This is a genomic window from Ectopseudomonas khazarica (assembly GCF_004521985.1).
In the GTDB taxonomy this organism is placed as follows: Bacteria; Pseudomonadota; Gammaproteobacteria; order Pseudomonadales; family Pseudomonadaceae; genus Aquipseudomonas; species Aquipseudomonas khazarica.
Genome location: NZ_SBHZ01000010.1, coordinates 42253 through 63901, shown reverse-complemented (window position 1 = coordinate 63901; position 21649 = coordinate 42253). Strand labels below are relative to the sequence as shown.

Annotated in this window: 30 protein-coding genes; 8 read left to right on the top strand and 22 right to left on the bottom strand. The window is 62.3% G+C overall.

Annotation, left to right across the window (positions count from 1 at the left end):
• Nucleotides 1-30: 30 nt before the first annotated feature.
• From EPK82_RS14445 to EPK82_RS14340, 22 genes are all read right to left on the bottom strand, one after another.
• The gene (locus EPK82_RS14445; RefSeq protein ID WP_134677012.1) at nucleotides 31-828 is read right to left on the bottom strand and encodes a DUF6694 family lipoprotein; all 798 of its coding nucleotides are present in this window, start codon (nucleotides 826-828) and stop codon (nucleotides 31-33) included.
• Between the two features lie 79 nt (nucleotides 829-907).
• The gene (locus EPK82_RS14440; RefSeq protein WP_134677011.1) at nucleotides 908-1657 is read right to left on the bottom strand and encodes a phage tail tube protein; all 750 of its coding nucleotides are present in this window, start codon (nucleotides 1655-1657) and stop codon (nucleotides 908-910) included.
• A gap of 31 nt (nucleotides 1658-1688) precedes the next feature.
• Nucleotides 1689-1895, bottom strand: a complete 207-nt coding sequence (locus tag EPK82_RS14435) for a hypothetical protein (RefSeq protein ID WP_134677010.1) — start codon at nucleotides 1893-1895, stop codon at nucleotides 1689-1691.
• A 10-nt stretch (nucleotides 1896-1905) separates the two neighbouring features.
• Nucleotides 1906-2346, bottom strand: coding sequence for a hypothetical protein (locus EPK82_RS14430; protein WP_134677009.1), 441 nt, complete (start codon nucleotides 2344-2346; stop codon nucleotides 1906-1908).
• A gap of 1 nt (nucleotide 2347) precedes the next feature.
• The gene (locus EPK82_RS14425) at nucleotides 2348-2683 is read right to left on the bottom strand and encodes a hypothetical protein (RefSeq protein ID WP_134677008.1); all 336 of its coding nucleotides are present in this window, start codon (nucleotides 2681-2683) and stop codon (nucleotides 2348-2350) included.
• Between the two features lies 1 nt (nucleotide 2684).
• Nucleotides 2685-3683 (bottom strand): major capsid protein, encoded by a 999-nt coding sequence (locus tag EPK82_RS14420; RefSeq protein WP_134677007.1) that lies wholly within the window; start codon nucleotides 3681-3683, stop codon nucleotides 2685-2687.
• A 70-nt stretch (nucleotides 3684-3753) separates the two neighbouring features.
• Nucleotides 3754-4389, bottom strand: a complete 636-nt coding sequence (locus tag EPK82_RS14415; protein ID WP_134677006.1) for a head decoration protein — start codon at nucleotides 4387-4389, stop codon at nucleotides 3754-3756.
• The gene (locus tag EPK82_RS14410; protein WP_134677005.1) at nucleotides 4386-5591 is read right to left on the bottom strand and encodes a head maturation protease, ClpP-related; all 1206 of its coding nucleotides are present in this window, start codon (nucleotides 5589-5591) and stop codon (nucleotides 4386-4388) included. The genes EPK82_RS14415 and EPK82_RS14410 overlap by 4 nt, the downstream gene beginning before the upstream one ends.
• Nucleotides 5588-7048 (bottom strand): phage portal protein, encoded by a 1461-nt coding sequence (locus EPK82_RS14405; protein WP_134677004.1) that lies wholly within the window; start codon nucleotides 7046-7048, stop codon nucleotides 5588-5590. The genes EPK82_RS14410 and EPK82_RS14405 overlap by 4 nt, the downstream gene beginning before the upstream one ends.
• Complete coding sequence (locus EPK82_RS14400) at nucleotides 7048-7266, bottom strand: hypothetical protein (RefSeq protein ID WP_134677003.1); 219 nt, start codon at nucleotides 7264-7266, stop codon at nucleotides 7048-7050. Before EPK82_RS14400 ends, EPK82_RS14405 begins: the two co-directional genes overlap by 1 nt.
• A 14-nt stretch (nucleotides 7267-7280) precedes the next feature.
• Nucleotides 7281-9251 (bottom strand): phage terminase large subunit family protein, encoded by a 1971-nt coding sequence (locus EPK82_RS14395; protein ID WP_134677002.1) that lies wholly within the window; start codon nucleotides 9249-9251, stop codon nucleotides 7281-7283.
• Nucleotides 9252-9253: 2 nt separating this feature from the next.
• Complete coding sequence (locus tag EPK82_RS14390) at nucleotides 9254-9835, bottom strand: terminase small subunit (RefSeq protein WP_134677001.1); 582 nt, start codon at nucleotides 9833-9835, stop codon at nucleotides 9254-9256.
• 165 nt (nucleotides 9836-10000) lie between these two features.
• Nucleotides 10001-10816, bottom strand: a complete 816-nt coding sequence (locus tag EPK82_RS14385) for a hypothetical protein (RefSeq protein WP_341870009.1) — start codon at nucleotides 10814-10816, stop codon at nucleotides 10001-10003.
• The gene (locus EPK82_RS14380) at nucleotides 10782-11105 is read right to left on the bottom strand and encodes a phage holin family protein (protein WP_134677000.1); all 324 of its coding nucleotides are present in this window, start codon (nucleotides 11103-11105) and stop codon (nucleotides 10782-10784) included. Before EPK82_RS14380 ends, EPK82_RS14385 begins: the two co-directional genes overlap by 35 nt.
• On the bottom strand, nucleotides 11098-11457 hold the full coding sequence (locus EPK82_RS14375) for a putative holin (protein WP_134676999.1): 360 nt from the start codon (nucleotides 11455-11457) through the stop codon (nucleotides 11098-11100). Before EPK82_RS14375 ends, EPK82_RS14380 begins: the two co-directional genes overlap by 8 nt.
• Before the next feature lie 76 nt (nucleotides 11458-11533).
• Nucleotides 11534-12454 carry a hypothetical protein gene (locus tag EPK82_RS14370; protein ID WP_134676998.1) on the bottom strand — a complete coding sequence of 307 codons (921 nt, stop codon included), beginning with the start codon at nucleotides 12452-12454 and terminating at the stop codon, nucleotides 11534-11536.
• A 317-nt stretch (nucleotides 12455-12771) separates the two neighbouring features.
• On the bottom strand, nucleotides 12772-13344 hold the full coding sequence (locus tag EPK82_RS14365) for a hypothetical protein (RefSeq protein ID WP_134676997.1): 573 nt from the start codon (nucleotides 13342-13344) through the stop codon (nucleotides 12772-12774).
• A 344-nt stretch (nucleotides 13345-13688) separates the two neighbouring features.
• On the bottom strand, nucleotides 13689-16460 hold the full coding sequence (locus EPK82_RS14360) for a bifunctional DNA primase/polymerase (RefSeq protein WP_134676996.1): 2772 nt from the start codon (nucleotides 16458-16460) through the stop codon (nucleotides 13689-13691).
• Nucleotides 16457-16651, bottom strand: coding sequence for a hypothetical protein (locus tag EPK82_RS14355; RefSeq protein ID WP_134676995.1), 195 nt, complete (start codon nucleotides 16649-16651; stop codon nucleotides 16457-16459). Before EPK82_RS14355 ends, EPK82_RS14360 begins: the two co-directional genes overlap by 4 nt.
• The gene (locus EPK82_RS14350) at nucleotides 16644-16850 is read right to left on the bottom strand and encodes a TraR/DksA C4-type zinc finger protein (RefSeq protein WP_134676994.1); all 207 of its coding nucleotides are present in this window, start codon (nucleotides 16848-16850) and stop codon (nucleotides 16644-16646) included. Before EPK82_RS14350 ends, EPK82_RS14355 begins: the two co-directional genes overlap by 8 nt.
• Nucleotides 16843-17328 carry a phage regulatory CII family protein gene (locus tag EPK82_RS14345; protein WP_134676993.1) on the bottom strand — a complete coding sequence of 162 codons (486 nt, stop codon included), beginning with the start codon at nucleotides 17326-17328 and terminating at the stop codon, nucleotides 16843-16845. Before EPK82_RS14345 ends, EPK82_RS14350 begins: the two co-directional genes overlap by 8 nt.
• Before the next feature lie 318 nt (nucleotides 17329-17646).
• Nucleotides 17647-17907 carry a hypothetical protein gene (locus EPK82_RS14340; protein ID WP_134676992.1) on the bottom strand — a complete coding sequence of 87 codons (261 nt, stop codon included), beginning with the start codon at nucleotides 17905-17907 and terminating at the stop codon, nucleotides 17647-17649.
• Between the two features lie 97 nt (nucleotides 17908-18004).
• Here EPK82_RS14340 and EPK82_RS14335 point away from each other — a divergent pair, with 97 nt between their 5' ends.
• The 8 genes from EPK82_RS14335 to EPK82_RS14300 all read left to right on the top strand — a co-directional run bounded on the left by EPK82_RS14335 (nucleotide 18005) and on the right by EPK82_RS14300 (nucleotide 21645).
• Nucleotides 18005-18688 (top strand): LexA family protein, encoded by a 684-nt coding sequence (locus EPK82_RS14335; RefSeq protein WP_134676991.1) that lies wholly within the window; start codon nucleotides 18005-18007, stop codon nucleotides 18686-18688.
• A gap of 78 nt (nucleotides 18689-18766) precedes the next feature.
• Nucleotides 18767-18964, top strand: coding sequence for a hypothetical protein (locus EPK82_RS14330; RefSeq protein ID WP_134676990.1), 198 nt, complete (start codon nucleotides 18767-18769; stop codon nucleotides 18962-18964).
• Nucleotides 18964-19497: a hypothetical protein gene (locus EPK82_RS14325; protein WP_134676989.1), complete on the top strand. Its 534-nt coding sequence runs from the start codon at nucleotides 18964-18966 to the stop codon at nucleotides 19495-19497. Before EPK82_RS14330 ends, EPK82_RS14325 begins: the two co-directional genes overlap by 1 nt.
• A gap of 10 nt (nucleotides 19498-19507) precedes the next feature.
• Nucleotides 19508-19798: a hypothetical protein gene (locus tag EPK82_RS14320; RefSeq protein ID WP_134676988.1), complete on the top strand. Its 291-nt coding sequence runs from the start codon at nucleotides 19508-19510 to the stop codon at nucleotides 19796-19798.
• Nucleotides 19795-20151 (top strand): hypothetical protein, encoded by a 357-nt coding sequence (locus EPK82_RS14315; RefSeq protein WP_134676987.1) that lies wholly within the window; start codon nucleotides 19795-19797, stop codon nucleotides 20149-20151. The genes EPK82_RS14320 and EPK82_RS14315 overlap by 4 nt, the downstream gene beginning before the upstream one ends.
• Nucleotides 20148-20414, top strand: a complete 267-nt coding sequence (locus EPK82_RS14310) for a pyocin activator PrtN family protein (protein WP_134676986.1) — start codon at nucleotides 20148-20150, stop codon at nucleotides 20412-20414. Before EPK82_RS14315 ends, EPK82_RS14310 begins: the two co-directional genes overlap by 4 nt.
• A gap of 38 nt (nucleotides 20415-20452) precedes the next feature.
• Entirely contained in the window at nucleotides 20453-20791 is a 339-nt protein-coding gene (locus EPK82_RS14305; protein ID WP_134676985.1) for a hypothetical protein, read from the top strand.
• 32 nt (nucleotides 20792-20823) lie between these two features.
• Nucleotides 20824-21645, top strand: coding sequence for a YfdQ family protein (locus EPK82_RS14300; RefSeq protein ID WP_134676984.1), 822 nt, complete (start codon nucleotides 20824-20826; stop codon nucleotides 21643-21645).
• Nucleotides 21646-21649: the final 4 nt, after the last annotated feature.

Here is a 21649-nt window from a genome sequence, read left to right as displayed (position 1 = left end):
AAAACCCGCCTAGGCGGGTTTAGATATCTTTTACTGGTATCGCTTTCGCAACTCAGCCAGTCGATTCTGTTGCTGCTCGGTTAAGCCGCGAGCATCGTAGAGAGGCTTCTCATCAGCTCCATCAATACGAGTCACTTCGACAGTGAATACTGCGTCGTCAGGGGCCCGAACCTTTCCCCAATCACTGAACATATTGGGTGCTAGCGCCCATTCGGCTACTTCGCCGGGCTCAATCCCACCTGCAATCGAGTAGTTGAATTCTTCAACGAGCCAGGGGACTGAACGGCCCGGGGAGGCGATCGTGCCTTTGAAGTATGCTCGGGATACCGGATGAGCAGTGCCATTGAAAACCGTCAGCTCGATGATCGGCTCCTTGTAGCTTGAATATTGCTTGTCGCGGAGCTGGAAGCGGGATCTCTGAACAACAAACTTCGAGAGCTCCGCTTTGTTCGCTTCCGCTTTCTCCACGACAGCTGTGAGCTCTTGAATCTCCTTAAGTCCCTGCTCCCGCTCTCGCGCCTGGCGCTCGGCAATTATGGCATCCGCCCTGGCGACCACCTGGTCTGCAGTCTTGCCATCGAGCTCTTTAAAAGCATTGGAAGTAACAGAATCAGCGGTTTGCTTGCCGCTGGCGATTTCACGCAGGTTGATACCGGAGAACAGCACCACCTTGATGGCCTCATCGAACTTAGCTTTGCTCTCGCCAGAGAGGCTCGAGCTGACCTTCTCCATCGAGGCCTTCATGGCTTGTTCGCTACTACCATCCAGTTTGGGCTCACCACACCCAGCAAGGGCGATGAGCAGTAGAAGTATCAATGGTTGCTTCATTAGGGTTCCCTCCGCAGAAAACAGAAGCTTACAGTCTGCTGCGGACGGATGAATAGACGGCCGTCCATGGCCGGGCTCGTCACGCTGCCTTGACGATATCCATCTGGCAGAACTTGCTGATGTCGTTGGTCAGCACCAGCGGGTCAGCCAGCAGTTCGGCCGGGCCTTCCAGTTTCAGGTACTCCTGCCCGAACACAGGCAGCGAGGCCAGCATGCCGAACTTCACGCGGCGCAGACGGAGGCTGTAAGGCTCCCCGCTTTGTGCATCGTTGAGGCCAGCGATGAAGATCTCCAGCTCGTGCGCGCTACCATTGAGCATCTGCAGCGCACTCGATTCCCGTTTGGTGTAAGTGAATAGCACACCGGCCGCCGTGATCTTGGAGCCAGCGGTACGCAGAATGCCGTGGGGAGTCAGCAGGTAGTCAGCGCCTGCCGACAGCTCCGTATCATCAGCGCCTTTGACGGTGACCGGCTTGGACAGGTCGGGCAGGTACTTGAACGGGATCAGCTCGCCTTCCACGCCGCCGGCGGTTGCAGGTTCGTCCGTCTGCACGCCCGCCGCGACGTTTTCAACGGTCGAGCGGGTGATGCGCGCCAGGTTGGTTTCGGTCAGGTCGTAAAGGCCAACTGTCGCGGTCACGTCGGTGACGCGCTCGCGGACGTTACGGTTACCGCCACCGCCACGGAAGTTCGGCAATGTCTGGCGGTTGGTGGCGAAGGCGATGTTGAAGGCATCGCAGTTGCCCATGTCCAGCAGCGGATCCTGGGACTGATAGGCGCGAGCATAGGCAATGCCCTCGCCGATGAACGAGCGGTCAATCTGAGACATTGAGGCTACCTCTGTTGAATGGGGTTATTGCTCAGGCCTTCTTGGCGGCCTTGGCAGCAGCAGGCTCGGCAGCCGGCGGAGCAGCATCGCCCTCGGGCTCTGCCGGTTTTGGCGAATAGCCACGCGCGACCGCGTGATCGGCCACAGCCTGGGTCACGTCACGTTCACCCTTCTCGTAGTGCTTGGTCACGCCACCAGAGTGGAAGTTGAACGCCTGGGTGATTTTGATCTTGGGCATTACGGGTTCCTCATTTGAGGGGCTGCACGTAGGTGACCTGAATAGGCATCACGTGGCATGCCCAGCGCCGACCCTCTCCGGCCGGCATGGGGGTTTCAGGAAGGAAGTCGGCCTTCTGCACGCCTTGGGTGGCCAGGCCGGCCTTCGGGCCGGGCAGCGCACACTTGATGCCGAGCCGGGCATCACGCAGCAGAGCGCCCGCGCTGCGCCGGCGAGTGATCGCAGTAATGTTCAGCGTCACAGCTTCGCGGACACTGCCGCCCGTTTGCCGCTCGACTTCCTCGGTCTGGCCGGGCTGGATGATGATGAAGTCATCCCGCAGGCCGCTGGTGTCCTCGGCGTCGATGACCCGCAGCACGTTGTCCTCGATGACTTCGGCACCGAACGACTCGACAACACCCAGCCGCTTGATCAGCTCAGCGATGATTTCGGATTGAATGTCAGTTGGCATGTCAGGGCACCACGTAGAAGGTGATCCAGGCGCCGTCATCACTCACGATGCCGTCGAGATGCCAGGTCTTGCCATCGGCACCCCACTGGCAGCGGTCGAGCTTGAAGGCGCCCTGGCGGTCGTACTGCCCGAGAGCAGCACGACGCACGCTGATAGTCACTGCACGGCTGACACCACCGCCCACTTGGTCGAATCGCTCGACCTCCTTGTCGAGCATGATGGCCAAGCCCTGCCGCTGCAGGGTGCCGTTGCTGGCAAGGAAGTCGGCGGTGCCGTCAGTCAGGCTGTTTTCGATAGCAGCATCTACTGCTGCCATTGCGTCGCCGAAGCCGGCCATATCAGACCTTCAGCTCGCGAATAGAAGCTGGACGAGTGCAGAGGTGCAGCGGGTTGGATTGAGCCTCGCCTTCTACACCCTTACCGAACTTCATCATCTCCAGCTTCGAGTAGTACGGCATGCCCTCGGTGTTGACCGTTTCCATATAGTCCGCCGGCGCGAAGGCACTGATGAACAGCTCCGGCACACCCGTGGGCACGACGTGCGCGCGGTCGTCTGCCACAAACGGGGTGTTGCCGATCTTGCCCTTGTAACGCTCCCAGGTGATGCCACCGAACTCGAAGGGCTGGCGACGATCCCCCATCAGCTGTGCGGCTGCCTGCCAGTTCAGGTAGGCCTCGCGCACGCTCTTGTGGGCAATCAGCTTGGCCCAGATGGTTTTGCCGCAGTAGGCGTGCGCGCCGGTGCTGGTGGTGTTACCGAGCGCATCGTCCTGTGCGTCGAGGATCTCGGCACACTTGGCAGACACATCGGTATCGGGATTATCCAGCTCAAGGCTGAAAACCGCGGGACGCTTGATGTCGAAGCGCTGGAAGATGTCGAACAGCACGCTCTCACCATCGGCGTCCACCACCTTGCCCTTGATGGCACCAATGCGTTGGAACTCGTGGGTAAGGTCGAGCTGGCGGCGGGCCTTTTCGATACGACGCGCAACGTAGGCCTGTACCTGCATCAGTTCGGTGAGGCTGCCGACTGCGCGGATACCCTGAATTTCGTCCGCAAGGATATTGAAGGTCTGCGGCAGGTGAACGGTGTTGAAAGGGATCATGCTGCGCTTGTCGCCGATGACCGCCTGGCCAGGGGCACCGCGTGGAGCAGCCTTGACCAGCGCGAGGGTCATGCCGTCCTTTTCGATCTGCACCACGGTGCTCGCAACGCCCTGCTCCTCGAACAGGCCTGCGGCGGCAATCTGCCCGGGCAATACGTGGTCTTCGTTGATAACGGTGAGCAGCGCGTCTACGCCGAACGCCTCGTCCTGAAAAATAGTGATTTCAGCCATGTTTGGCTCCTAGAAATGCGAAGCCCCGCAGGTGCGGGGCTTGGGGAGTTGGGGGAATTGCAGCTGGGGATCAGGGGCGGATGACGATGCTCTTCGCCTGCAGATCGGCGCGGCCGTTGGCATCCAGGCCAGTAAGCAGCCGCTCGATCACTTCGGCGTCGCGCATCACGCCGACGGCGCGTACGTCGTTCAGTGTCGCGTCCACCGAGGCGTACAAAATGCCACTGGCAGCTCGGCGGCCATCGTCGGTGCCATCGTCGTCGTAGGCGGTGTATTCGCCGAGGTTGGCTTTTACCGTGAGGGTGAACTTGTCACCCTTCACGAACTTGGTAGCACCCTCGGTGAGGTCGAAGGTGAGGCCCGGGCTGACGAATTGAGTGCCGACCACGCCCTGGCCAACCTCCTTACCGGCGAGGTCGACGACCGCGAACTTGGCGCCGCCTGCAGGCGCCGAGGTGACTTCCACCACATAGGTGCCAGAGGTGGCCGCGCTGGTGATCGAGATGCCGTTGAGCACGCCATTGCCGGTGTTGCCAGCATCTGCCGCAGCCTGGCCAGCATTTGCAGCCGTGAGAAGCGCGATCAGTGTGCCTGCCTTGAGAATGCCGGAGCCGGCGGCAATGACCACCTCCTCGCGGCTGCGGCTGCCGTTGGCCTCCGAGAGGAGAAACTCACCGGCGTACACGCCTTCGGTTTTGATGGTCATGCGTTGTTTCCTCCTTTCGAGGCTAGTTTGCGGCGCCGGGCGTAGACCTCACCCGGCGCAGGGGGCTGGTAGGCGCCGGCCTGTGGGCCGTCATCTACCGGGGGTAAGTTGCTGATTTCCACATTGCCGCTGGCAGCAGCCAGCTTGTCGAACAACTTGGCGCGGGCCTGATCGCCGTTGAGGCCAGCTTCGATCAAGCCTTGGGCTTCATCCGGCAGGTTGGCCACCAGGCAGGCGGCGCGGACATCCTTGGCTCGATTGAAGTGCGACTGCACCGCATCGGCGCTGGCCAAGGCACTGGCTTTGATCAGGTAGCTGACGCAGTTGCTCAGGCCGGCCTGGGCGCAGTCGGTTGCGAGCTTTGCAGCCAGTTCGGCGGCTTCCGGGGTAGCCGGTACTGGGGCTGGAGCCGGAGCCGGTTCCGGCTCGGGCTCGGGCTCGGGCGCTACCGGCTCGACCTCCCCGATCAGCCGAAGCGCCGCCTCAGGCACGTTGCGGTAACGGTTGAGGATCTTGCCCAGGGCCGCATTGTTCACCAGCGGCGCGCCGTCGCCGAACACTTCATCGACGAAACCGTGGGCCTTGGCCTCGTTTGCCGTGAGCCAGGTGGTGTCGTTGATCATGCGGCGCAGCTCAGCGTCGTCTATGTTCAGCGCTCGATGCTGGTAGCTGGCGACGATGCCTTCCGAGGCCTTGTCCATCATGTCGGCCATCTGGCGCAGCTCGTTGCTGTCACCGGCCATGAACGTCCAGGGGTTGTGGATCATGAACATCGCGTTGTCAGCCATGCGCACCTTGTGAGCGCCGCAGACGGCCACGCTGCCGGCGCTGAAGCAAGCACCGTCGATCTGTCCGATGCAACGCTCGCCCAAGGCACGCAGGGTGTTGTGGATGGCGATACCGTCGAAGAGGTCACCGCCGATGGTGTCGAAGTGCACATGCACCTCACGAACTCCGTCGTCGACAGATTTCAGGTCGCGGATGAAGTCACCAGAGGTGACACCCCAAAACCCGATCTCGCCGTAGATGTAGACCTCGATGGGCTTGCCGCTTTCCTCGCCAGCGGACTGGATGCTGTACCAGTGTTCAGCGATCAGGTCAGGCGCGCCTTCGAGGTTCAGCATGCGCGGCTGGGCGAAGGCGTCGATGCCCAGGCCGCCCAGCATTACCGCCAGCGCCAGGCGGTTGGTCATCTTCATCATGGGGTTTCCTCTTTCTGGCCAGCCAGGTCGGCCGTGTCGGTGGTGTAGTTGAGCCCAAGCTTCTCGGCCCGGGCGTTGTCGTCGGCGTTCTCCTGGTCGATGACCTCGGCGTCGTAGCCACTGCGCAGCGCGTGCTCACTGCGGCTGGCCAGCCCGCCTTTGATTTCCAACAGCTTGCCCTGCACGTCCTGTACGGGATGCATGTAGGCCCATCCCTGTGGCACCCAACGCGTGCGCAGATAGTCACGGCGCTTGGCCTGGTAATCGGGCAGCTGGATTGCTCCAGAGAGCCAGGCCGCGTCGAGCCAGGCGGCGCGGACCGGCCGGCAAAGCTGGAACACGTAAACGCTGAACTGCAGCTGCTCGATGCGGCGCCTGAACTCATTGAGTAGCACGCGCAGCACGCGATCGCTGATGTCGGCCATGTCGCCGGTGAGCAGCTCGTAGGGCAGTTCGATGCCTGCGGCCGCGGCCATCAGCTGCTGTTTCATGAACGGCACGTAGGTATCACCAGCGCCCGGGGGTTCGGAGAACACTACCTCCTCGCCTTCAAGCAGCTCCTGCATGGTGCCCGGCTCCATGGCCACCATTGGCGTGCCATCGGAGTCGCTCTGGATCGGCTGGCCGGTCAATGTGTCGATGGCCGGCGGGCCATCCGGCCGGGGCTTGGTTATGAACCCGGCGAACAGGTTGGCCAGCTCCTGACGGAACAGCACCGCGTCGTCGTAGTTGTCCAACGACTTGAGCCGCAGGAGAACCGGCGCCAATCGTGGAATGCCGCGCAGTTGGCCACCCTCTAGCGGTTCGAAAATGTGCAGCACTTCGCTGGCCGGGATGCGGTTCAACGTGTTGTAGCTAGTACCCAGTGCCCGGGAATCGCCGGGGTGGTTCTTCCACATCCAATACGCCACGCGGCGCCCTACCTGGTCGAACTCGATGCCGGCCCGCACAACGTTGCCGCGGCGGGTGACAAAGTTACGATCCAGCGGCACGAACTCGGGCGGCAGTATCTGCAGCTGCAGCGGTACCGCTAGGCCGTCCTCTGGCCGCCGATAGCGTTTCCGCACGAAGCACTCGCCAGACTCTTCGACCATGCGGGCGATCAGCGCCTGCTGGCCGTAGAAGTCGGTAAGGTTGTCGGCATCGGATTCGTCGGTCCAGTCGCTCCAGAGCTGGTTGATTGCACTACGAAGCGCTTCATCTTTGATCTGGGCACGCGGCGTGATGCCGGTTCCGATAAGGCTGCTAACTCGCTTACCGATGCCGCTGGCGGCCCAGGGGTTATTGCGCACCGCAGCCTTCGAGCGCTTGCGCAGCGTTGGCAAGGCCGGAATGGCAATGGTGTTCAGCGCAGCGTCGGGGGCATCCCAGCTCTGCGCGCGACGGCCTTGGCCGGCGCCCTCATAGCTGTTGACGACCTGAAGCCGCGCCGGCTTGGCACGAATTCGATAGCCCATCATGCCCCCTTGCCGCGGTTGTATAACCGGATCTGCCGGGGTCGGCCGACGCGGGCCTCACGGGCAGCCTCTGCGGCGTACTGCTCTTCCAACATGCGCAGGCTTGCGAGCGCCGCCCGATCCAGCCGACGGTCACCCTTACTGACGCTCTGCCCCGTTTTCAGGATGTCCTGAATTGACGCCCGGACTTCGTCCAGGCGCTCCTGTGCGCTGGCCATCGGCGGCCCTCTTGTCATCGTTTCAGGTATGCGCTGCGGGATACCCGGCGCGCAGTGGGTTGTGGTGCAGGCTTCGAAGGTGGTGGGCTGGCTGCCTTTACGGCCTCTTCCTGCAGGGCAGCAACGTTGCTGCTGGCAGCAGGCTGCGCGAAGAGGCTGCCCTGGCTAACCGCGGCGCGAAGCTTGCTCCACTCGCCCAAGTGGTACCGGTGCAGCCCCAGGAACTGGGCAGCTGCCTGGTTGTAAACAAGTAGGTCGAGCACTTCGTTGCGCTCGGCCTTGCCTTTCACCCAGACGGTGCGCTTGTAGCCCTTCACGTAGACGGTGATCTTTCGCTCTGCCACGGCCTGGTCGTAGAACTCGGCCGGCAGGTCTGTCGAGAAGTGCAATGCACCTGGGCCGTCGGCGAACGGGTAACGGTTGTAGATCCAGTCCTTCGCCGTGTCGGTGCCGATGATCCAGAGCTCGGCGCCCTGTTTCTCGGTTTGGCCGTTGTACGTCACATCGACTTTCGAGGGCCGCTGAGCCAGCACGGGCCGGCCGGGCTTGCTTGCCCCCTTCACCGCGAACACTTTCCGCCAGCGGCGTAACCGGGTGAACTGGTAGACCTCATCGGTGTGGTGACCACCGGAGTCGACCGCCGTGGCGCAGATGGCCAGCTCGACGCCAGAGACGTGCCGGTACCGGCGTTTCAATTGCTCGTCCAGATCTAGCCAAGTGCGCTGCAGCGCCGGGTCACCCGGTACAACAACGTAGTCCACCACCCAGCGCTCCAACCCCTCACCCCAGCCGATCACCAGCAATTCGAGCCGGTTGTGCTGCACGTCGACAGCGGCAGTGAGGATCAGCGCACCAAGCGGCACCGTACCAAGGCGATAGTCCTCGGCGCGGGCTTTCAGCTCGCTGGCCTTGGTCATCTCCTGGGCGGCGTCCCAAACCAACGCCAGGCGGGTGTTGTAGAACACCTGCATGGGCTCGTTGTCGCCGCGGTCGGCCGCGACTTTGGCCTTGTCATACTGCTTGGCCAGGCCCTGCCAGGAGAGCCAGCCCAAGGGGGAATAGAGCGCATTGAGGTGGAAACCCACCGTTTCGCCGTCCCCCTTGGCCGTTGCTCTCCACTCGCCGGCCAGTAGCATGGCGGTCTTGTGGTGCTCCTCGATCAGCGCACCGCACTCGGTGTTGCTGCAGAGATAGTCGACGCGCTTGTAGTCGTCGGTGTATTTGAGGTTTGCCCACTCCAGCACCTGGTGATGCCCGCAGTGCGGGCACGGCACGAAATAGCGGCGCTTGTCGCTCTGCTCGTACAGATCGTCAATGCGCGAGGCGCCCTTGATCGTCGGCGAGCTGGAGAAGTAGAACTTCGCCTTACGGCCAAACGTGGTGCCGCGCGCTTCAGCCAGCTCAATTGGGTCGCCTTCACTGTCGACGTCCACATCCCAACGGTCGATCTCATCGCCGTAGATGTAGCGCGCGGCCAGCTCTGCCAGGTTGGCGGCCGATCCTGCCGTGGTGCAGTACAGCGTGCCGCCTTCGAATTCCTTGGTGTCCAGGGTGTTGCGAGCGTCTCGGGAGCGTGGCTTGGCCACGCGATCTTTCAACTCCGGCACCGCCTTGATCGTCTTGTCGATCCGGCTGGAGACCCGACGGGCGAGCTTCTCACTCGGCAGCAGCGCCAGGATGTTGGCCGGCGCCATGTGGATGTTGCCGCCGATCCAATTGAGCGCGATCTGCGTCTTCATCATCTGCGAGGCGACCATGGTCACCACGCGCTTGCAGGGGTGCAGCGGTGACAGGCAGCGCATCGGCTCGCGCGCGAAGGGCGTGCGGTCGGTGTGGTACTTGCCGGGCTCGGCGGCGCCGGTGTCCTTGGGGATCCGCTGGTAGTGGTCGGCCCACTGGTCGATCCACAGTTCGGGGTCCAAGTGCAGGCCCCGCAGGTATGCCGCACGGTACGTGGCGGCACCGTCGGCATACGGGTGTTGCATGGCTAGTTCGGCTCCTTTGTCCCCTGCTCGATCTCGGTGTCCAGCTGCACCAGGCTGGCGGCATCCTCAAGGACGCCGCGAAACAGCTCGGTAAGCTTTCGTTCCATCTCCCAGGTGTCGGTGATCGCGATCAGCTCGCCGGCAATCTTGGGCGGCAGCCCCAGGAACAGGTCGCGCACCGTACGCGCGGTGTTGAAAGCGGCGGTGTCGACCGCCTTGCGTTCGACCAGCTCGCCGCGGCCCTTGAGGAATTCGTCCTCGGCGAGCAGAGCCAGGTAGGTCTCGCGGTGCGCCCTCGCCTTCTGGTAGCTGTCGCCACCGCCAGCGCCTGGCGCGGTCGAAGGCGGGGCCAACGGCGAAACGAGCGCATGCACGCCCTTTTCAGCTCGGTCGCGCTGGTGCCGCTCCGCTACGCCGGCCTTGCTTGGGTCGGCTGTCTCACCCAACAGCGCGAGGCTGGCCTCGACATCGATCTTCTTGCCGTCATCGGTCAGTACCAAGCGCCCCTGGCTGACCAGCTTGGATACATACGGCCGAGACCAGCCGCGACTATCCGCGAACTCAGCCTTAGACATGACCGACATGAATTCACCTGTTAACCAGAATTACCCAAGGAATTAACCGAATTAACTCCTGTTAACTAACTCTCACGGCCTCCCACTAACGCGAGAGCGGGGCTCGAATTACCCTTACGAGCCCCGCCGCCCCAGGGGCCCCCGGCCCTTTCGCGGCTGGCTCGCCGCCGCAGGCTACCCAGCCCGCCGGACACCTGGGCGACGGCTGAAGTTGGTCGGCAGCCGACCGCTCAGGGCATCGGCGATGGCCTTGTCGATGTTCGCTTCGAGCTGGGCATCGTTCTCGGCAACGCGCCGCACCACACCATGGAAGTCCAGGCGCTCGCGGTACTGCGGTTGTCGTACGAAGGCAATCACCATGCTCACCGACTTGCCACGCCGCTCGGCGATACCGATGGGCGTCCGGCCGCGCTTCATCACGAAGAACGCCAAGGCGTGGCCCTTGCGCAACGACCGGCGGCTTGCCGTCGCGCTGTGATCCGACCCGGATCGGTTCAACGCCTTCAGCCCGGACAGGATCTGCATCATGTGGCCGCGCTGCATGTTGCCGTACTTATCGAGGCGAGCACCCGCACCAGGCACGGCGAACAGCCCAGCCGGCAGAATCCCAGCCTGACGCAGCCAGGTCTCGGACGCACGCTGCTGGCGACCGCCACCGAACACCTGCGGCGCCACCCAGTCTTCAGGGGCGAACTGCTTGCCAGTAGCCGCGCCGTCCTTGTCATCCTTGATCCACAGCGCGGCTTCCAGATTGTTGGGCCGGGCGTTGATCTTGCGGATGGAGTTCAGCGTGAACGGCGTAGGGCGATCGAACACGTCGCGCATCTCAGCACGTACCAATGGCTCAGCCTGATTGAGGGTGTGATTCAGCGCGTCAGCCAAGGCCGCGTTCGCCAGCTTCGGCTCTAGCTGCTTAAGCGCGTCCAACGCATCGTCGAGATCGCTGGCCGTGATCCTACCCCTCATTGCTGCGGCGTCGTTCCAGACCATTCCAACCCGACGCCCCAGGCCGTAGCACCGCGGCCAGGTTGCCCCGAGCCCGCACTACCAGCCCGGTAAAGACTGCGAGCAGCACCACCAGCGGCCATGCATGACCCGGCAATACCAGATCGCCTTGCAGGATGTGGATCACTGCAGCTCCAGCGCTCGCCATCGTCACGTAGGCCAGGCAGGACATCGAACGGCGAAATCGCAGCGTGCCACGCTGGAACGTGAACAGGCGGATGAACAGCACCACGCACAACCAGAACGTGGCCTGGGTCATGATCAAACTAGCCATCAGCGTCTCCCGTTACGGGCGGCGGTGGCCCGCGCTTTTTGATCGCCACTAACGTGACGGTCACAACTAGTGCAGCCGCCGCAAATGCAGCCGGCCCCGAATAGGCGAACGGCCGGATACCCTGGAACTCCAGCTCGGACAGAGCCGGGCTGAACAGATAGCCCATCACTAAGCTGACGAAGAAGTACACGATTCGCTCGAGCAACCCTAGATCAGGGCGAGTCGTCACGAACACGAGCGCCCCGCACAATGCCCCAGTTGCCGCATTGCCATCGACACCCACGAAGAAACCCGACAGCCCGGCACCCAGCGCACCGGCGACACCAAACGCTGCGACTGTTGGCTCGGCCATCGTGAACACTCCCAAGCGGCCAATGGCCAGAAACGAAAAAGCCCAGCAAAATAGCTGGGCTCGTGTTGATTAATGATCAGTAGATCTTTGTGACTGTTATCTTTTTCGGGATCAGAATCCCGCGATTGAAATCTGTTGCCATGACAACTATCACATCTGCTCGGACTGACTCTTCGGAAACTGCTTTACTGATGTCCACGCCTTCGGCGAACTCGATTGGCAAACGCTTCTCACCAGTAGCTCTAGGAAGCGTTCCTTTCCATCCTCTATCAGCACTGTCGCGATCCAGAGCACGAATATCTAACTGGGTGTCCGTGTAGGCCACCTCAGTGTCTCTAGCCCGAAAGTCAGGAGTGGGCGGCGCCTCAGTCGCAGCCTCGTGAGAAAACTGCACTCCGCTAGCGTGATCTCCAACGTGCAGCCCACCACGGCCCTCGCCCGACGCTGGCCTGATAAAATCAAGAGCTGCGCGCACCACTTTTTTGCGATCACCAGTTAACGCCGCGTCTACGGCGGCCTTTAGCTCATCAGGGGCTACACCAGTGGCGTCACTGCCAATGTTGATGATTACGTTGTGATTGGCCTGAATGCTTGGGGTTTCGGTTTGGTTACCGACTTTGGACGCAAAGGTGTCGTACATCGTGACAGCCTCACTTGCCAAAAGCAGAACTAACAAGCCGCCCAAACCAAATTTCGCGTATTTACCCATCGTGGTCTCGTTCAACCATTTGATGCATTTTTCTTTGTCGGCCACTGAGCTAAAAAGCAGCGTCAGCACAAGTACTTCGAGCAAGCTGCCAGACTGGATTTTAGAGACTTTTAGCCCTTCCCAATCGACCTCGCCATCTGCCTCGCAAAGCGTTCCAATCAGGGCCGGGACCTTGGACGCAAGTTTTTGCAGCCCAAGTAACGATGAAACAATTTCATCGATCGGAACCGGCTCCTCGGCTTCAAAGAAAAAATTTACAGGCAAATCTAACGTTAGTTGGTCCGTCACAAGCGCTCTCCCTAACAGGCAGGGAAATCTACATCAAAACGCTCAGTGCGGCCACTGGCCAGCAAATGCGACGCCCCGCCAAGTTGGCAGGGCTTCGGAATGGATGCCCCCTTTCGGGGGCGGTGACGGCGCGGGGGAGCGACCGTCGAGTTGCACAGCACCGTGCAGGGTGTTTATCGCGGGCACCGCAATAAAGCCTGGGCACCTTTTACCCCTTGAACATGCAAGCCCTCAACGGCCAATTTTCGGTGTGACGATTCGCGCAGGGTTCACGCCGGGTTCGCGCCGGGTTCACGACAACATGCCCCGACAAACGGTCATTCCTGCGCCTTCGCCGCCAGCTTCACCGCCCGCGCAAAAGCCCGTAGTCCAGACTCCCGCTCACGCTTCGAACGGGCTTGCGCCTTCGCCGCCAAGCGCGCGTGCTCCAGCCGCCTCTTCGCTGCCTGCGAACTTGGCAATGCCGCCTCGGCCACCTCCCGCCGCCGCATCAATCGCGGCAGCTGGTCTTCAAGGGCCAGATGCAGATCACTCACCCGGCTGCGATAGGTGCGCTGGGATATGCCCAGGGCTGCGCATTGTTCACGCACCTGCAACCGTGGCTGCCTCGCATATCGAACGACGGCGAGCCCGCGAAGTACGCGCCCCAACGATCCAAGGCCGGCGGGCTCGTCTCCCGCCAGCTCAATCAGCGCCTGCTCCACAAGGCTCGATGCAGGCGACAGGGCCGCATTGCACTCCACGCTGGTCAGCAGGCAGCGAGAGCCCGCCACACCCCGGGCGCCCTCCTCGTCCATGCTACCCAGCGGCGAGCGGATGCTCACATTCAGTGCCGGGCTGCCTTGCTCCTCGCCCCAGCGCACCAACAGCGCCTCGATCACCTCATTCATCGCCCATTCCCCCGCTCAAAACCCAACACAAAATCGCTCAACCCAACACACACCCGACACACCTAAAACCCTTTCAGAACAATGCTTTAAAGCAATGTGTGTTGGGTGTGTTGGGTTGGTAGGGTTTTTAAGGGTCTCGCGTGGAGAAAAAATGCAGCCGCTTGAAGAGTTACCCCATGAGAGAGAGCGTGATTTTTTTCGTATACGCACGCGTGCGGGCGCGTAAACCCAACACACCCAACACACACCGCTACAACGCCCGGAATTACTGGGCGCAATGTGTGTAGGGTTGCCAAAACCAACCCAACACACACCCAACACACCCAACACACTTTTGGCCGTAGTCATGCTGCCACCTGCTGCACGTGATCCCACTTGTCCACGTTCCAGCCGGCCTTGCGGGCGCGATCGCGCCACTCGACCACATGCTTGCCCAGCACGGCCGCCGTAGTGGATGGTGGTAGGAAGGACTCCTCATCCTTCGGGAAGAAGAACGCCGCGAACCGCCGCGTGTTGCGATCCGTCCAGGGGATGGCCCGCGTCTTGTCCACGTCCATCGTCGTGATGAACAGCGAGAACTTCGTCTGGCTCATCGAGTGCTCTTTGCCCCGCTGACACCACTCGAGGAACAGCGAATACAGGTCGCTGCTCAGGCAGGCGCCCCACAGGTTGGCGCCCAGCTCGCCGAGGCGCCAAAGGTGCATGAACGTCTGCCAGGGCGCCCGGCTCAACGCCACCAGGCGGTCACGCGCCGGCGTCACGGGCGGCTTGGTCTGCTTGTCGAAGTTGCCCAGGTCGTAGGCCAGCAGCCAGGCGTAGAACGCCTCGACCCCGCCGTTATCCAGCTCGTGCTTGATCGCCTTTTGCCGTTCCTCCGGCAGCTTCGCCTCGGGCCACATCACCAGAAACCGCCGGTCGCTATCGCTGATCGGCCAGGGCACGATCTCGTTCGAGAGGAACACCGCATTCATATGCGAGGCCTCTTCCCAGCCGTTCACGAACTTGGACTCGATACGCACCGTCTGCCCGGTGATCAGCTGCTTGATCTTCCCCACCTGGTTGTACTTCTGGTCGCGGCTCACAACCTCCTCGAACACCGCCCACATCTTTCCGCTCTGCCAGGCGTTGAACGAGCCTTCCAGCTGCGTCTGCCCCACCGTCGCCGAGTACTGCCCGTAGATGCGCCCCATCACCACCGAGAACAACAGGCTTTTGCCGGAGCCCTCGGTCGTCGAGTGCATCAGCACCGCCGTATCCAGCTTGGCGCCTGTGTGCTGCAGCGGGTAAGCCAGGAAGCGCGACAGCCACTGCGCCGCGTCTTCAGCGTGGTTGCACAGGAACGACACCAGCCAGATCAGGTTCTCGCACGCCGCATCGTTGCGCTCAGGCTGCAGCGGCAGGCCCTCGAACGTGTTGATGTACACCTCGGGGTCATGCGTCATCGTCGGGTCGAACACGATGTGGTTCATATCCACCACCCGCCGATCCGGGCTGTTCAACCACAGGCTGTAGGCGTCACCCAGGGCCATCTTCACCGCGCCCTCGGCGATCCGCCGCTTCTTCGCATAGTCCCAGGCGTCCTTCGTCCCGTCGATGTACACGTAGCGCGTCATCATCGGCATCGAGAAGTCGCCCAGCGCCTTGCCCGCCAGCGCCTGGGTACGCTCGTTATCCTTGACCCACTCCTCGCTGACCCGCTTCTTGCGCTTGTCGGTGACCGCCTCCCATTCCTTGAACGACTCTTTGCCGATATGCGCGATGAAGCCCGACTTCTTGATCTTCTTCGCCGCATCGATATCCCACACATGGGTGGTGCCCTCGATCAGCGCGTAACGCCGCAGCAGCCAGGCCAATGAGAAGCCTCCCCCCGCACCCCCGGTGCTGCTGGTGCCGGCCTCGCCGTCGCCCTCTGCGTCAGATGGGGCCGGGGGAAGGTCATCAGCCTGCGGCGGCAGCTCAGGGGCGGCGCCCGCCGGCGGCGCATCCGCCTTCGGGCCGTTCTGCTTCACCACCTGCTTGCGCTTGCTCGCGTGATCCAGCCCGAGCAACTTCGCCGCCGCCTTCACCGCTGCTTTCTGGTCGCCATCGTGCTCGAGGAGGCAGAACACATCGAACGGGTCATTCCAGTGGCCGTTCGCCAACGGGTCGGCGCCGTGGTGCGAATACACCCGGCCTTCATCGTTGATCGAGATACCAGGCAGGCCAGTCGAACTTCCCGGGTAGAGCCACTTCTTGCCACGCCTCATGTAACCGGCGGCCTGCAGCAGGCCCGCAGCGTCATAGGCGCGGTTATAGGCATCCACCACCGACTCGCCCTTCCCGCTCGTGCCGGCCGGCGCCGGCTTCACCGCTGCGCCCCTCTTGGCAGCAGGCTCCGACGCTTTGGGCGCCCACGGGCAGGCGTCCAACGCCATGCGCTTGAACACCTCCCAGTTGGTCCAGATGTTCACCAGGTCGCGCGGCAGCTCGCCGAACGCCTCACCGCTCGGCGCCGTGCGCCAGGTGTAGGGCTGGCCGGTATCCGGGTGTATCGAGGGCGGCAGCACGTCCTGCACATCGCCGCCACGCAGCTCGAACACCGTCACCGGTGCCAGCGCCTTGGCCTTGGCCCGCATCTCGGCTTCGAGATCCTTGTCGCCGATCTCCTGGGCACGCTTCACAGCCTTCATGGCCAGCTTGTGCTTCGAGCCATCCGGGTCGTCAGGGTTGGGCCACACCAGCGAGTGCCGGCTGAACTCGCAGCCGGCCGGCACCGCGAACATGATGCGAAAGCGCTCAGGGTTGCCCACGCTGGTCGCGTGCTCGGCAGCCACGTCGTCCAGGCTCATGCCCAGCAAGTCGCCCAGCACCTGGCGCGTCCACTCAACGTGATCCACGTCCAGCGAGCAAACGCCGCTCGCGCCGAGCAACACACCCATGTTCTGTTTCGGGTGCTTCGTCCAGTGCGCCTCGGCCTTCTCCGCGTCATTGATATAGCCCCCGGGCTTGTTCCAGCCCTTGCCAGTCGGGCCCTTCTCGCCCTCGGGTATCGGTACCAGGGCCAGTTTGAAGTTCTCGATATAACGCCGCGCCCAGGCAGCGATGGGGGCCGGGGAAGTGGTTGACGCCTTGGTCATTCGCCCTGCGCCCCCTGCTTCTCACACTCCATTGGCTTATTCCAAGCCTCGATCAGGCCCTCCATGGTGAATGCCTGAACCGAGCGGCGGCATTCTGGACAGCTCAGGGAGAAGTAAACGCCCTGGTGGTTGATGCCAGCCAACGGGCCTTCATACGAGCAGTGGCAGGGCTTGAGCTGGTGTTCACCCACGGCGCACCTCCCTCAGACTCTGGCAATCAATGCAGGTCTGGCACCCAGGCAACGCTAGGCGTCGTGCTAACGGAATCTCAACCCCGCAGCCCTCGCAGTCCTCAGCACTCTCACCCTGATACCGCACGCGGTTATCGATCGCTTGCTGCAGGCGCGCTTGCTCAGCCTTCTGCGCGAGTTCAAAAAGGTGCTCATCCATGCTGGCGGCCCTCCATCGCTTCACGCGCGCCGGCCATGATGCCCAGCAGCTTGCCGATCAGCGCATAGCCGTGCTCCTCAAGCGCGGCCACTTCGTCAGCGTTCCACTGGTTGTCCGCCGCACCGCCCACCAGGCTGCCGACGAACTTGCCCTCTTTCTCCAGCAGGCGGCTCAGTTGCTTCAGCGCGTCCTGGCTGGCCTGCACCGGCTTGGGCTGGTAGGTCACCACGCCGAACACCTGCTCGAACCATTCGCGCACCATCGGCCCGCGCGTCAGCTCGACAACACGGGCCAGCTGCAGGGTGTTCAGGTGGTGCTCAGGGTATGAACTTGAGAGGCGTTTCTGGAAAGGGCCATAAGGCTCCTCGAGGATGGCGCACACCGCCGTGTGGCCGCCGTGAAAATTGCGGCAATCCAGATCGATCGCCGCCGCGAGCGAGCGCACTGGCCCGCCCGTAATCTCTGTGCTGGTGCTCATTGGTAGTAAACCCCGCTAACTACCATAGCCAGAGGATGGGCAGCGCCCTATCCTATGGCCACAGCAGCCGAAACCCCTTATGTACGTGCTGTGCCTCAGGGGAAACGGTTGTTGAGGTAGAGCGGCTGGTAACCGCTCTACCGACCCGCCGGGGTCAGGAGATCATTGGTAAGTGGGATCCTGACACCGGCACTTCTTTCACCTGCCGCCGTGGCGTCAGGTTTGTAGCTCTGGTTACTGCCGGCCCCGCTCCGCTGGTAAGGCCACGGTGCCGGCAACGCCACCCCGGCAATGCGGTGGTAAGTAGTGGCGGTTGATTCAAGCGGCTTGGGAGCCTGAGTAGAGCAACTGCTCCTCGGCCACACCGAAGTGCTGAAGCACCTCGGGAATGCTCACAGCACCATCGCTTTCATGGGCGAGGGCGAGCAGTAGCCGAAACCGCGGCTCCTTCCTGGCGTACAACACATGAACCTTCATGTATCCGATGGTCACGTTGCACCGCTGAGCGTAATCGCAGAGCGGATTGCCCTCCGGCGCCTTGGGTTTATCGATTGAACGGATGTAGTCACTGAGTTTCATGGGTCACCTCTGGCGCAGATTCTTACCCATCGGGTATTGCTTTGCAATAGCCAATGGGCACTTACCCACTAGGTAACAGATAAGCGAAAATTCAAGGATGAAAAAACTACCCTCCATCCCCGAGATTCGACATGCCAACTTGCGCCGCGAGATGGCAAGCCGTCCGCTGTCCGTGGCCGAGCTGGCTCGGCAGCTCGACAAAGAAACCAGTCAGGTCGGCCAGTTTGCGGGCCCTACACGGCACAAGGGCATCGGTGACGACATGGCTCGCCAGATCGAGCAGACGCTCGGGCTGAGTCCTTATGATCTCGACATCCCAGCCACAGCCCTGATGCTGGCTGGAGAGGGGGGCAGCTATAAGGCCGATGCATGGCCAATGGGCGTTCCAAAAGGGAAGCTACCGGTTGTCGGCGTTACAGCCGCGGGAGCAGCAATGGAAATTATCGATCTCTACCAGCCCGGTACCGCCGAAGAATGGCTCGACGCACCAGGCAACCCTACTCCCAATGCTTTCATCCTGAAGCTTGACGGTTTCTCGATGCAGCCCAAGTTCTGGAGCGGCGACAAGGTACTCATCGAGCCGTCTCTGGAGTGGAAACCAGGTGACTTTGTGTTCGCCAAGAAAGCCGACCACACAGCCGGCACATTCAAGAAGCTGATCGAAGAAGACGGTCGCCTCTTCCTCTTCGCCCTCAATGAGGACTTCAAGCCGCGCATCCAGGAAATCGACGATACCTGGGCGATAGTCGGCAAGGCGACATGGAGATTTGATCAACTCTAAAAAATACCCGATAGGTATTTACTCCAATACCCAACAGGGATAATCTCTGCCGTACCCACTTACCAAGGGTTTACGGCAATGAATCAGGCACAGCACAGCAATACCCGCTGCCCGGTGGTCATCCACCCGGCAGCAGCATCTAACCCCACCATCGTTCGCAGCATCCAACAGGCTACCGGCCAGCTGGTGATGATCGTCTGCGGCCGCCCTCAACTGCGCAGCTCCACCTTGCCCGCCTTCGAAGACTTCAGTGGCTTCCCGGGAGGTGCGGCGTGATGTACCTCATCCTCACCCTCGCCTCGCAAGACCTGCTGCGCGCTGCCCTCATTCATGGCGGCAGCGTGATCCTCAAACTGGCCCGCCCGGGCGACTGCAGCCAGGCCATCCACGTGCACATCGACGCCGAATGCGCCGAGCATCGCATCCGCCTGCGCTCGACCCTGGCGGACATTACTGGCGAACTGACCCTCGACCCGCACGAGGCCGGCTTCTTCAATCAGGCCAAGATCTTCATCGAGGATCTGGCCAACGGCCGGCTCGACACGGGCCTTCCACGGCCCGAAAGCGAGTCCGCCCACAGCCCTACGGCCACCCTGGGCACCGACGACGAACGCACCCTGCGCACGGTTTGCCGCGAAGGCGGCAGCGCCACGCTCAGTAGCGGCACAGTCGTCACCGTACACGCTAGTCCACACGACTCGCGCCGTACCGCTGTGGCGGCAAACGGCAACAGAACGCACTTGGCACGGGGAAGCGAGCAAGGCGTGTACCTCTCGCTCGCCGAGCACATCCAGCAGCTCGCTGCCTGAGGTAACCGCCATGAATCGCGACCTGAAAGCCACCGCAGTCGTGCTGGGCATGGGCGACCGCAAGCTACGCACGAAACTCCGCGAGCTGAAGATCCTGAACGCCGAAAGCCAGCTGATCCCATCGCCGCGAGTCGAGGGCCGGCTGTTCGTCGAAACCCGCGGCCGCTGGAATCCACGCATTGGCAAGATCTCGCACTACCCGGTGGTGATGACCACGGAAGACGGCGTCGCCTGGCTGGCTGAACAGATGGGCATCCATATCCGCCACATGCCGCCACGTCAGGCAGGGAGCCAAGCATGAGCAACAGCCCAATCAGCCACGCCATCGGTGCCCTCAAGCTGGCCAGCGTGCACGTTGAGCACCCTACTGCGCTCAGCGGCAAAACCCTGGCCGACACCAGCACCGAGGCCATCGAACGCCTCAACGCCGCCTACCCGCACCGCGAAGAGCTCGGCCGGCTGTATGCCGAGCTGGTGCGCGTAACGCCGCTCGGGCACCTGCCCTATGTGTCGCTGGAGCCGAAAACCCAGGCGCCCTACCTCGCCCTGATCGTCAACGCCAGTGGCGAGCCGGTGTACCGCCAGCGCGCCAAATCCATCGAGGGGCTGGTCCAGCTCGTCGCCACGCGCTTCGAGCCGCAGGCCAAGCCATGACGGAGGCCCCGCAAACCACGCTCGAGCAGCTGCGCCAACGCTACTCGGCCAACTACATCACCGCCGAGCAGCTGCTGGCCGACCACCTGCCGCACATCACAAGCGTGGCATACCTTCGCCGCAAGATCGCCGCCGGTGGGCTCCAGCTGCAGCTCTGGAGGCTGGACCCCAATTCCAAGCGGTCGCCCTGGGTCATCTACCTGCCCACCCTCGCCAAATGGCTCGACCGCCAGCAAGAACAAGCCGCCAAACAGGCGGCATAACCGGCCCCACCAAGGCCACCACCAAGAGGCACAGCACCATGAGTAAACGCCCATTCATTGACACGCTGCGGGACGTGGAAGGCGGCGGTCTGCTGGACGAACTGACCGACGTCCAGCACGCCCTGATCGACGCCATTCGCCTGACCAACAAGGGTGGCGAGCTGACCATCAAGCTCACCTACAAGCCCGAAGGCGCCGGCCAGATGACCATCAAGGCCGACGTGAAGAGCAAGGAGCCGGTTCTGGCGCGTGGCACGTCGCTGTTCTTCCTCACCCCCGAGGGGAACATCAGCCGCCGCGACCCGCGACAGCAGAACCTCGAGCTGCGCTCCGTCGAAGAAGAAGCACCGGCCCCTCTGCGCAAAGCCGCCGACTAACCCCAGCCCCAACCGCTCACAGGAGCACACTCATGCAAGAAGCACTCAAGCACTTGGTCGTACTCGCTCAAACCCTCGGCAAGCCGTTCAACGTCGCGGGCATCCCCCAGCCACTCGCACTGCGCCCGGACGATGTAGCGCTCGAAGATTTGGAAAAGCTGCTGCCCGCCCCGACCCGTATCCGTCAGCGCCTCACCCTGCTGGACGTGCCGTCCTTCGTGGATTACGTGACCCGTTTCGCCAACCCCGCTACCGCAGTCTTCTGCAATGGCCCAACTGGCCGCACCTTCAAGGCGCTCTTCGACTACCACACCCCCGAGTCGGCAGCCTGGGGTGATCACACCGCAACCTACTCGTGCCCGCTCACCGTCGAATGGGGTAACTGGAAAGAGATGGATCGCAAGCGCCTCCCACAGGCGGACTTCGCTCAGTTCATCGAAGACAACGTGAAAGACATCGTTCAGAACGAAGACGATAAGAACGCCCCGAGCGCCGCGGACATGCTCGAAATCAGCCGCACGCTTCAGGCGCAAAAGAACATCACCTTCCGCCAGGGCACCCGCCTCGACAATGGCCAGGTGCAGCTCACCTACAACGAACAAATCGATGGCAGCGCCGGCGCAACGGGCCAGCTCAACATCCCTGAGCTGTTCTACATCGGCATCAAGCCCTTCCTGGGCGGCGACGCCTTCCTGATCAGCGCTCGCTTCCGTTACCGCATCGCCGAGGGCCGCCTCAGCATGTGGTACGAGCTCGTGCGCCCGGACAAGGTGCTCGAGGAAGCCTACAGCGCCGTCCGCAAACAAATCCACGACGCCATCGGCGAAATCCCCCTGTACGACGCCAGCATCTAAACCA

Bases quoted from the DNA above. Each gene is read 5' to 3' on its own strand.
- EPK82_RS14445 (WP_134677012.1), bottom strand. From the start codon at position 828: ATGAAGCAACCATTGATACTTCTACTGCTCATCGCCCTTGCTGGGTGT.
- EPK82_RS14440 (WP_134677011.1), bottom strand. From the start codon at position 1,657: ATGTCTCAGATTGACCGCTCGTTCATCGGCGAGGGCATTGCCTATGCT.
- EPK82_RS14435 (WP_134677010.1), bottom strand. From the start codon at position 1,895: ATGCCCAAGATCAAAATCACCCAGGCGTTCAACTTCCACTCTGGTGGC.
- EPK82_RS14430 (WP_134677009.1), bottom strand. From the start codon at position 2,346: ATGCCAACTGACATTCAATCCGAAATCATCGCTGAGCTGATCAAGCGG.
- EPK82_RS14425 (WP_134677008.1), bottom strand. From the start codon at position 2,683: ATGGCCGGCTTCGGCGACGCAATGGCAGCAGTAGATGCTGCTATCGAA.
- EPK82_RS14420 (WP_134677007.1), bottom strand. From the start codon at position 3,683: ATGGCTGAAATCACTATTTTTCAGGACGAGGCGTTCGGCGTAGACGCG.
- EPK82_RS14415 (WP_134677006.1), bottom strand. From the start codon at position 4,389: ATGACCATCAAAACCGAAGGCGTGTACGCCGGTGAGTTTCTCCTCTCG.
- EPK82_RS14410 (WP_134677005.1), bottom strand. From the start codon at position 5,591: ATGATGAAGATGACCAACCGCCTGGCGCTGGCGGTAATGCTGGGCGGC.
- EPK82_RS14405 (WP_134677004.1), bottom strand. From the start codon at position 7,048: ATGGGCTATCGAATTCGTGCCAAGCCGGCGCGGCTTCAGGTCGTCAAC.
- EPK82_RS14400 (WP_134677003.1), bottom strand. From the start codon at position 7,266: ATGGCCAGCGCACAGGAGCGCCTGGACGAAGTCCGGGCGTCAATTCAG.
- EPK82_RS14395 (WP_134677002.1), bottom strand. From the start codon at position 9,251: ATGCAACACCCGTATGCCGACGGTGCCGCCACGTACCGTGCGGCATAC.
- EPK82_RS14390 (WP_134677001.1), bottom strand. From the start codon at position 9,835: ATGTCGGTCATGTCTAAGGCTGAGTTCGCGGATAGTCGCGGCTGGTCT.
- EPK82_RS14385 (WP_341870009.1), bottom strand. From the start codon at position 10,816: ATGGTCTGGAACGACGCCGCAGCAATGAGGGGTAGGATCACGGCCAGC.
- EPK82_RS14380 (WP_134677000.1), bottom strand. From the start codon at position 11,105: ATGGCTAGTTTGATCATGACCCAGGCCACGTTCTGGTTGTGCGTGGTG.
- EPK82_RS14375 (WP_134676999.1), bottom strand. From the start codon at position 11,457: ATGGCCGAGCCAACAGTCGCAGCGTTTGGTGTCGCCGGTGCGCTGGGT.
- EPK82_RS14365 (WP_134676997.1), bottom strand. From the start codon at position 13,344: ATGAATGAGGTGATCGAGGCGCTGTTGGTGCGCTGGGGCGAGGAGCAA.
- EPK82_RS14360 (WP_134676996.1), bottom strand. From the start codon at position 16,460: ATGACCAAGGCGTCAACCACTTCCCCGGCCCCCATCGCTGCCTGGGCG.
- EPK82_RS14350 (WP_134676994.1), bottom strand. From the start codon at position 16,850: ATGGATGAGCACCTTTTTGAACTCGCGCAGAAGGCTGAGCAAGCGCGC.
- EPK82_RS14345 (WP_134676993.1), bottom strand. From the start codon at position 17,328: ATGAGCACCAGCACAGAGATTACGGGCGGGCCAGTGCGCTCGCTCGCG.
- EPK82_RS14340 (WP_134676992.1), bottom strand. From the start codon at position 17,907: ATGAAACTCAGTGACTACATCCGTTCAATCGATAAACCCAAGGCGCCG.
- EPK82_RS14335 (WP_134676991.1), top strand. From the start codon at position 18,005: ATGAAAAAACTACCCTCCATCCCCGAGATTCGACATGCCAACTTGCGC.
- EPK82_RS14330 (WP_134676990.1), top strand. From the start codon at position 18,767: ATGAATCAGGCACAGCACAGCAATACCCGCTGCCCGGTGGTCATCCAC.
- EPK82_RS14325 (WP_134676989.1), top strand. From the start codon at position 18,964: ATGTACCTCATCCTCACCCTCGCCTCGCAAGACCTGCTGCGCGCTGCC.
- EPK82_RS14320 (WP_134676988.1), top strand. From the start codon at position 19,508: ATGAATCGCGACCTGAAAGCCACCGCAGTCGTGCTGGGCATGGGCGAC.
- EPK82_RS14315 (WP_134676987.1), top strand. From the start codon at position 19,795: ATGAGCAACAGCCCAATCAGCCACGCCATCGGTGCCCTCAAGCTGGCC.
- EPK82_RS14310 (WP_134676986.1), top strand. From the start codon at position 20,148: ATGACGGAGGCCCCGCAAACCACGCTCGAGCAGCTGCGCCAACGCTAC.
- EPK82_RS14305 (WP_134676985.1), top strand. From the start codon at position 20,453: ATGAGTAAACGCCCATTCATTGACACGCTGCGGGACGTGGAAGGCGGC.
- EPK82_RS14300 (WP_134676984.1), top strand. From the start codon at position 20,824: ATGCAAGAAGCACTCAAGCACTTGGTCGTACTCGCTCAAACCCTCGGC.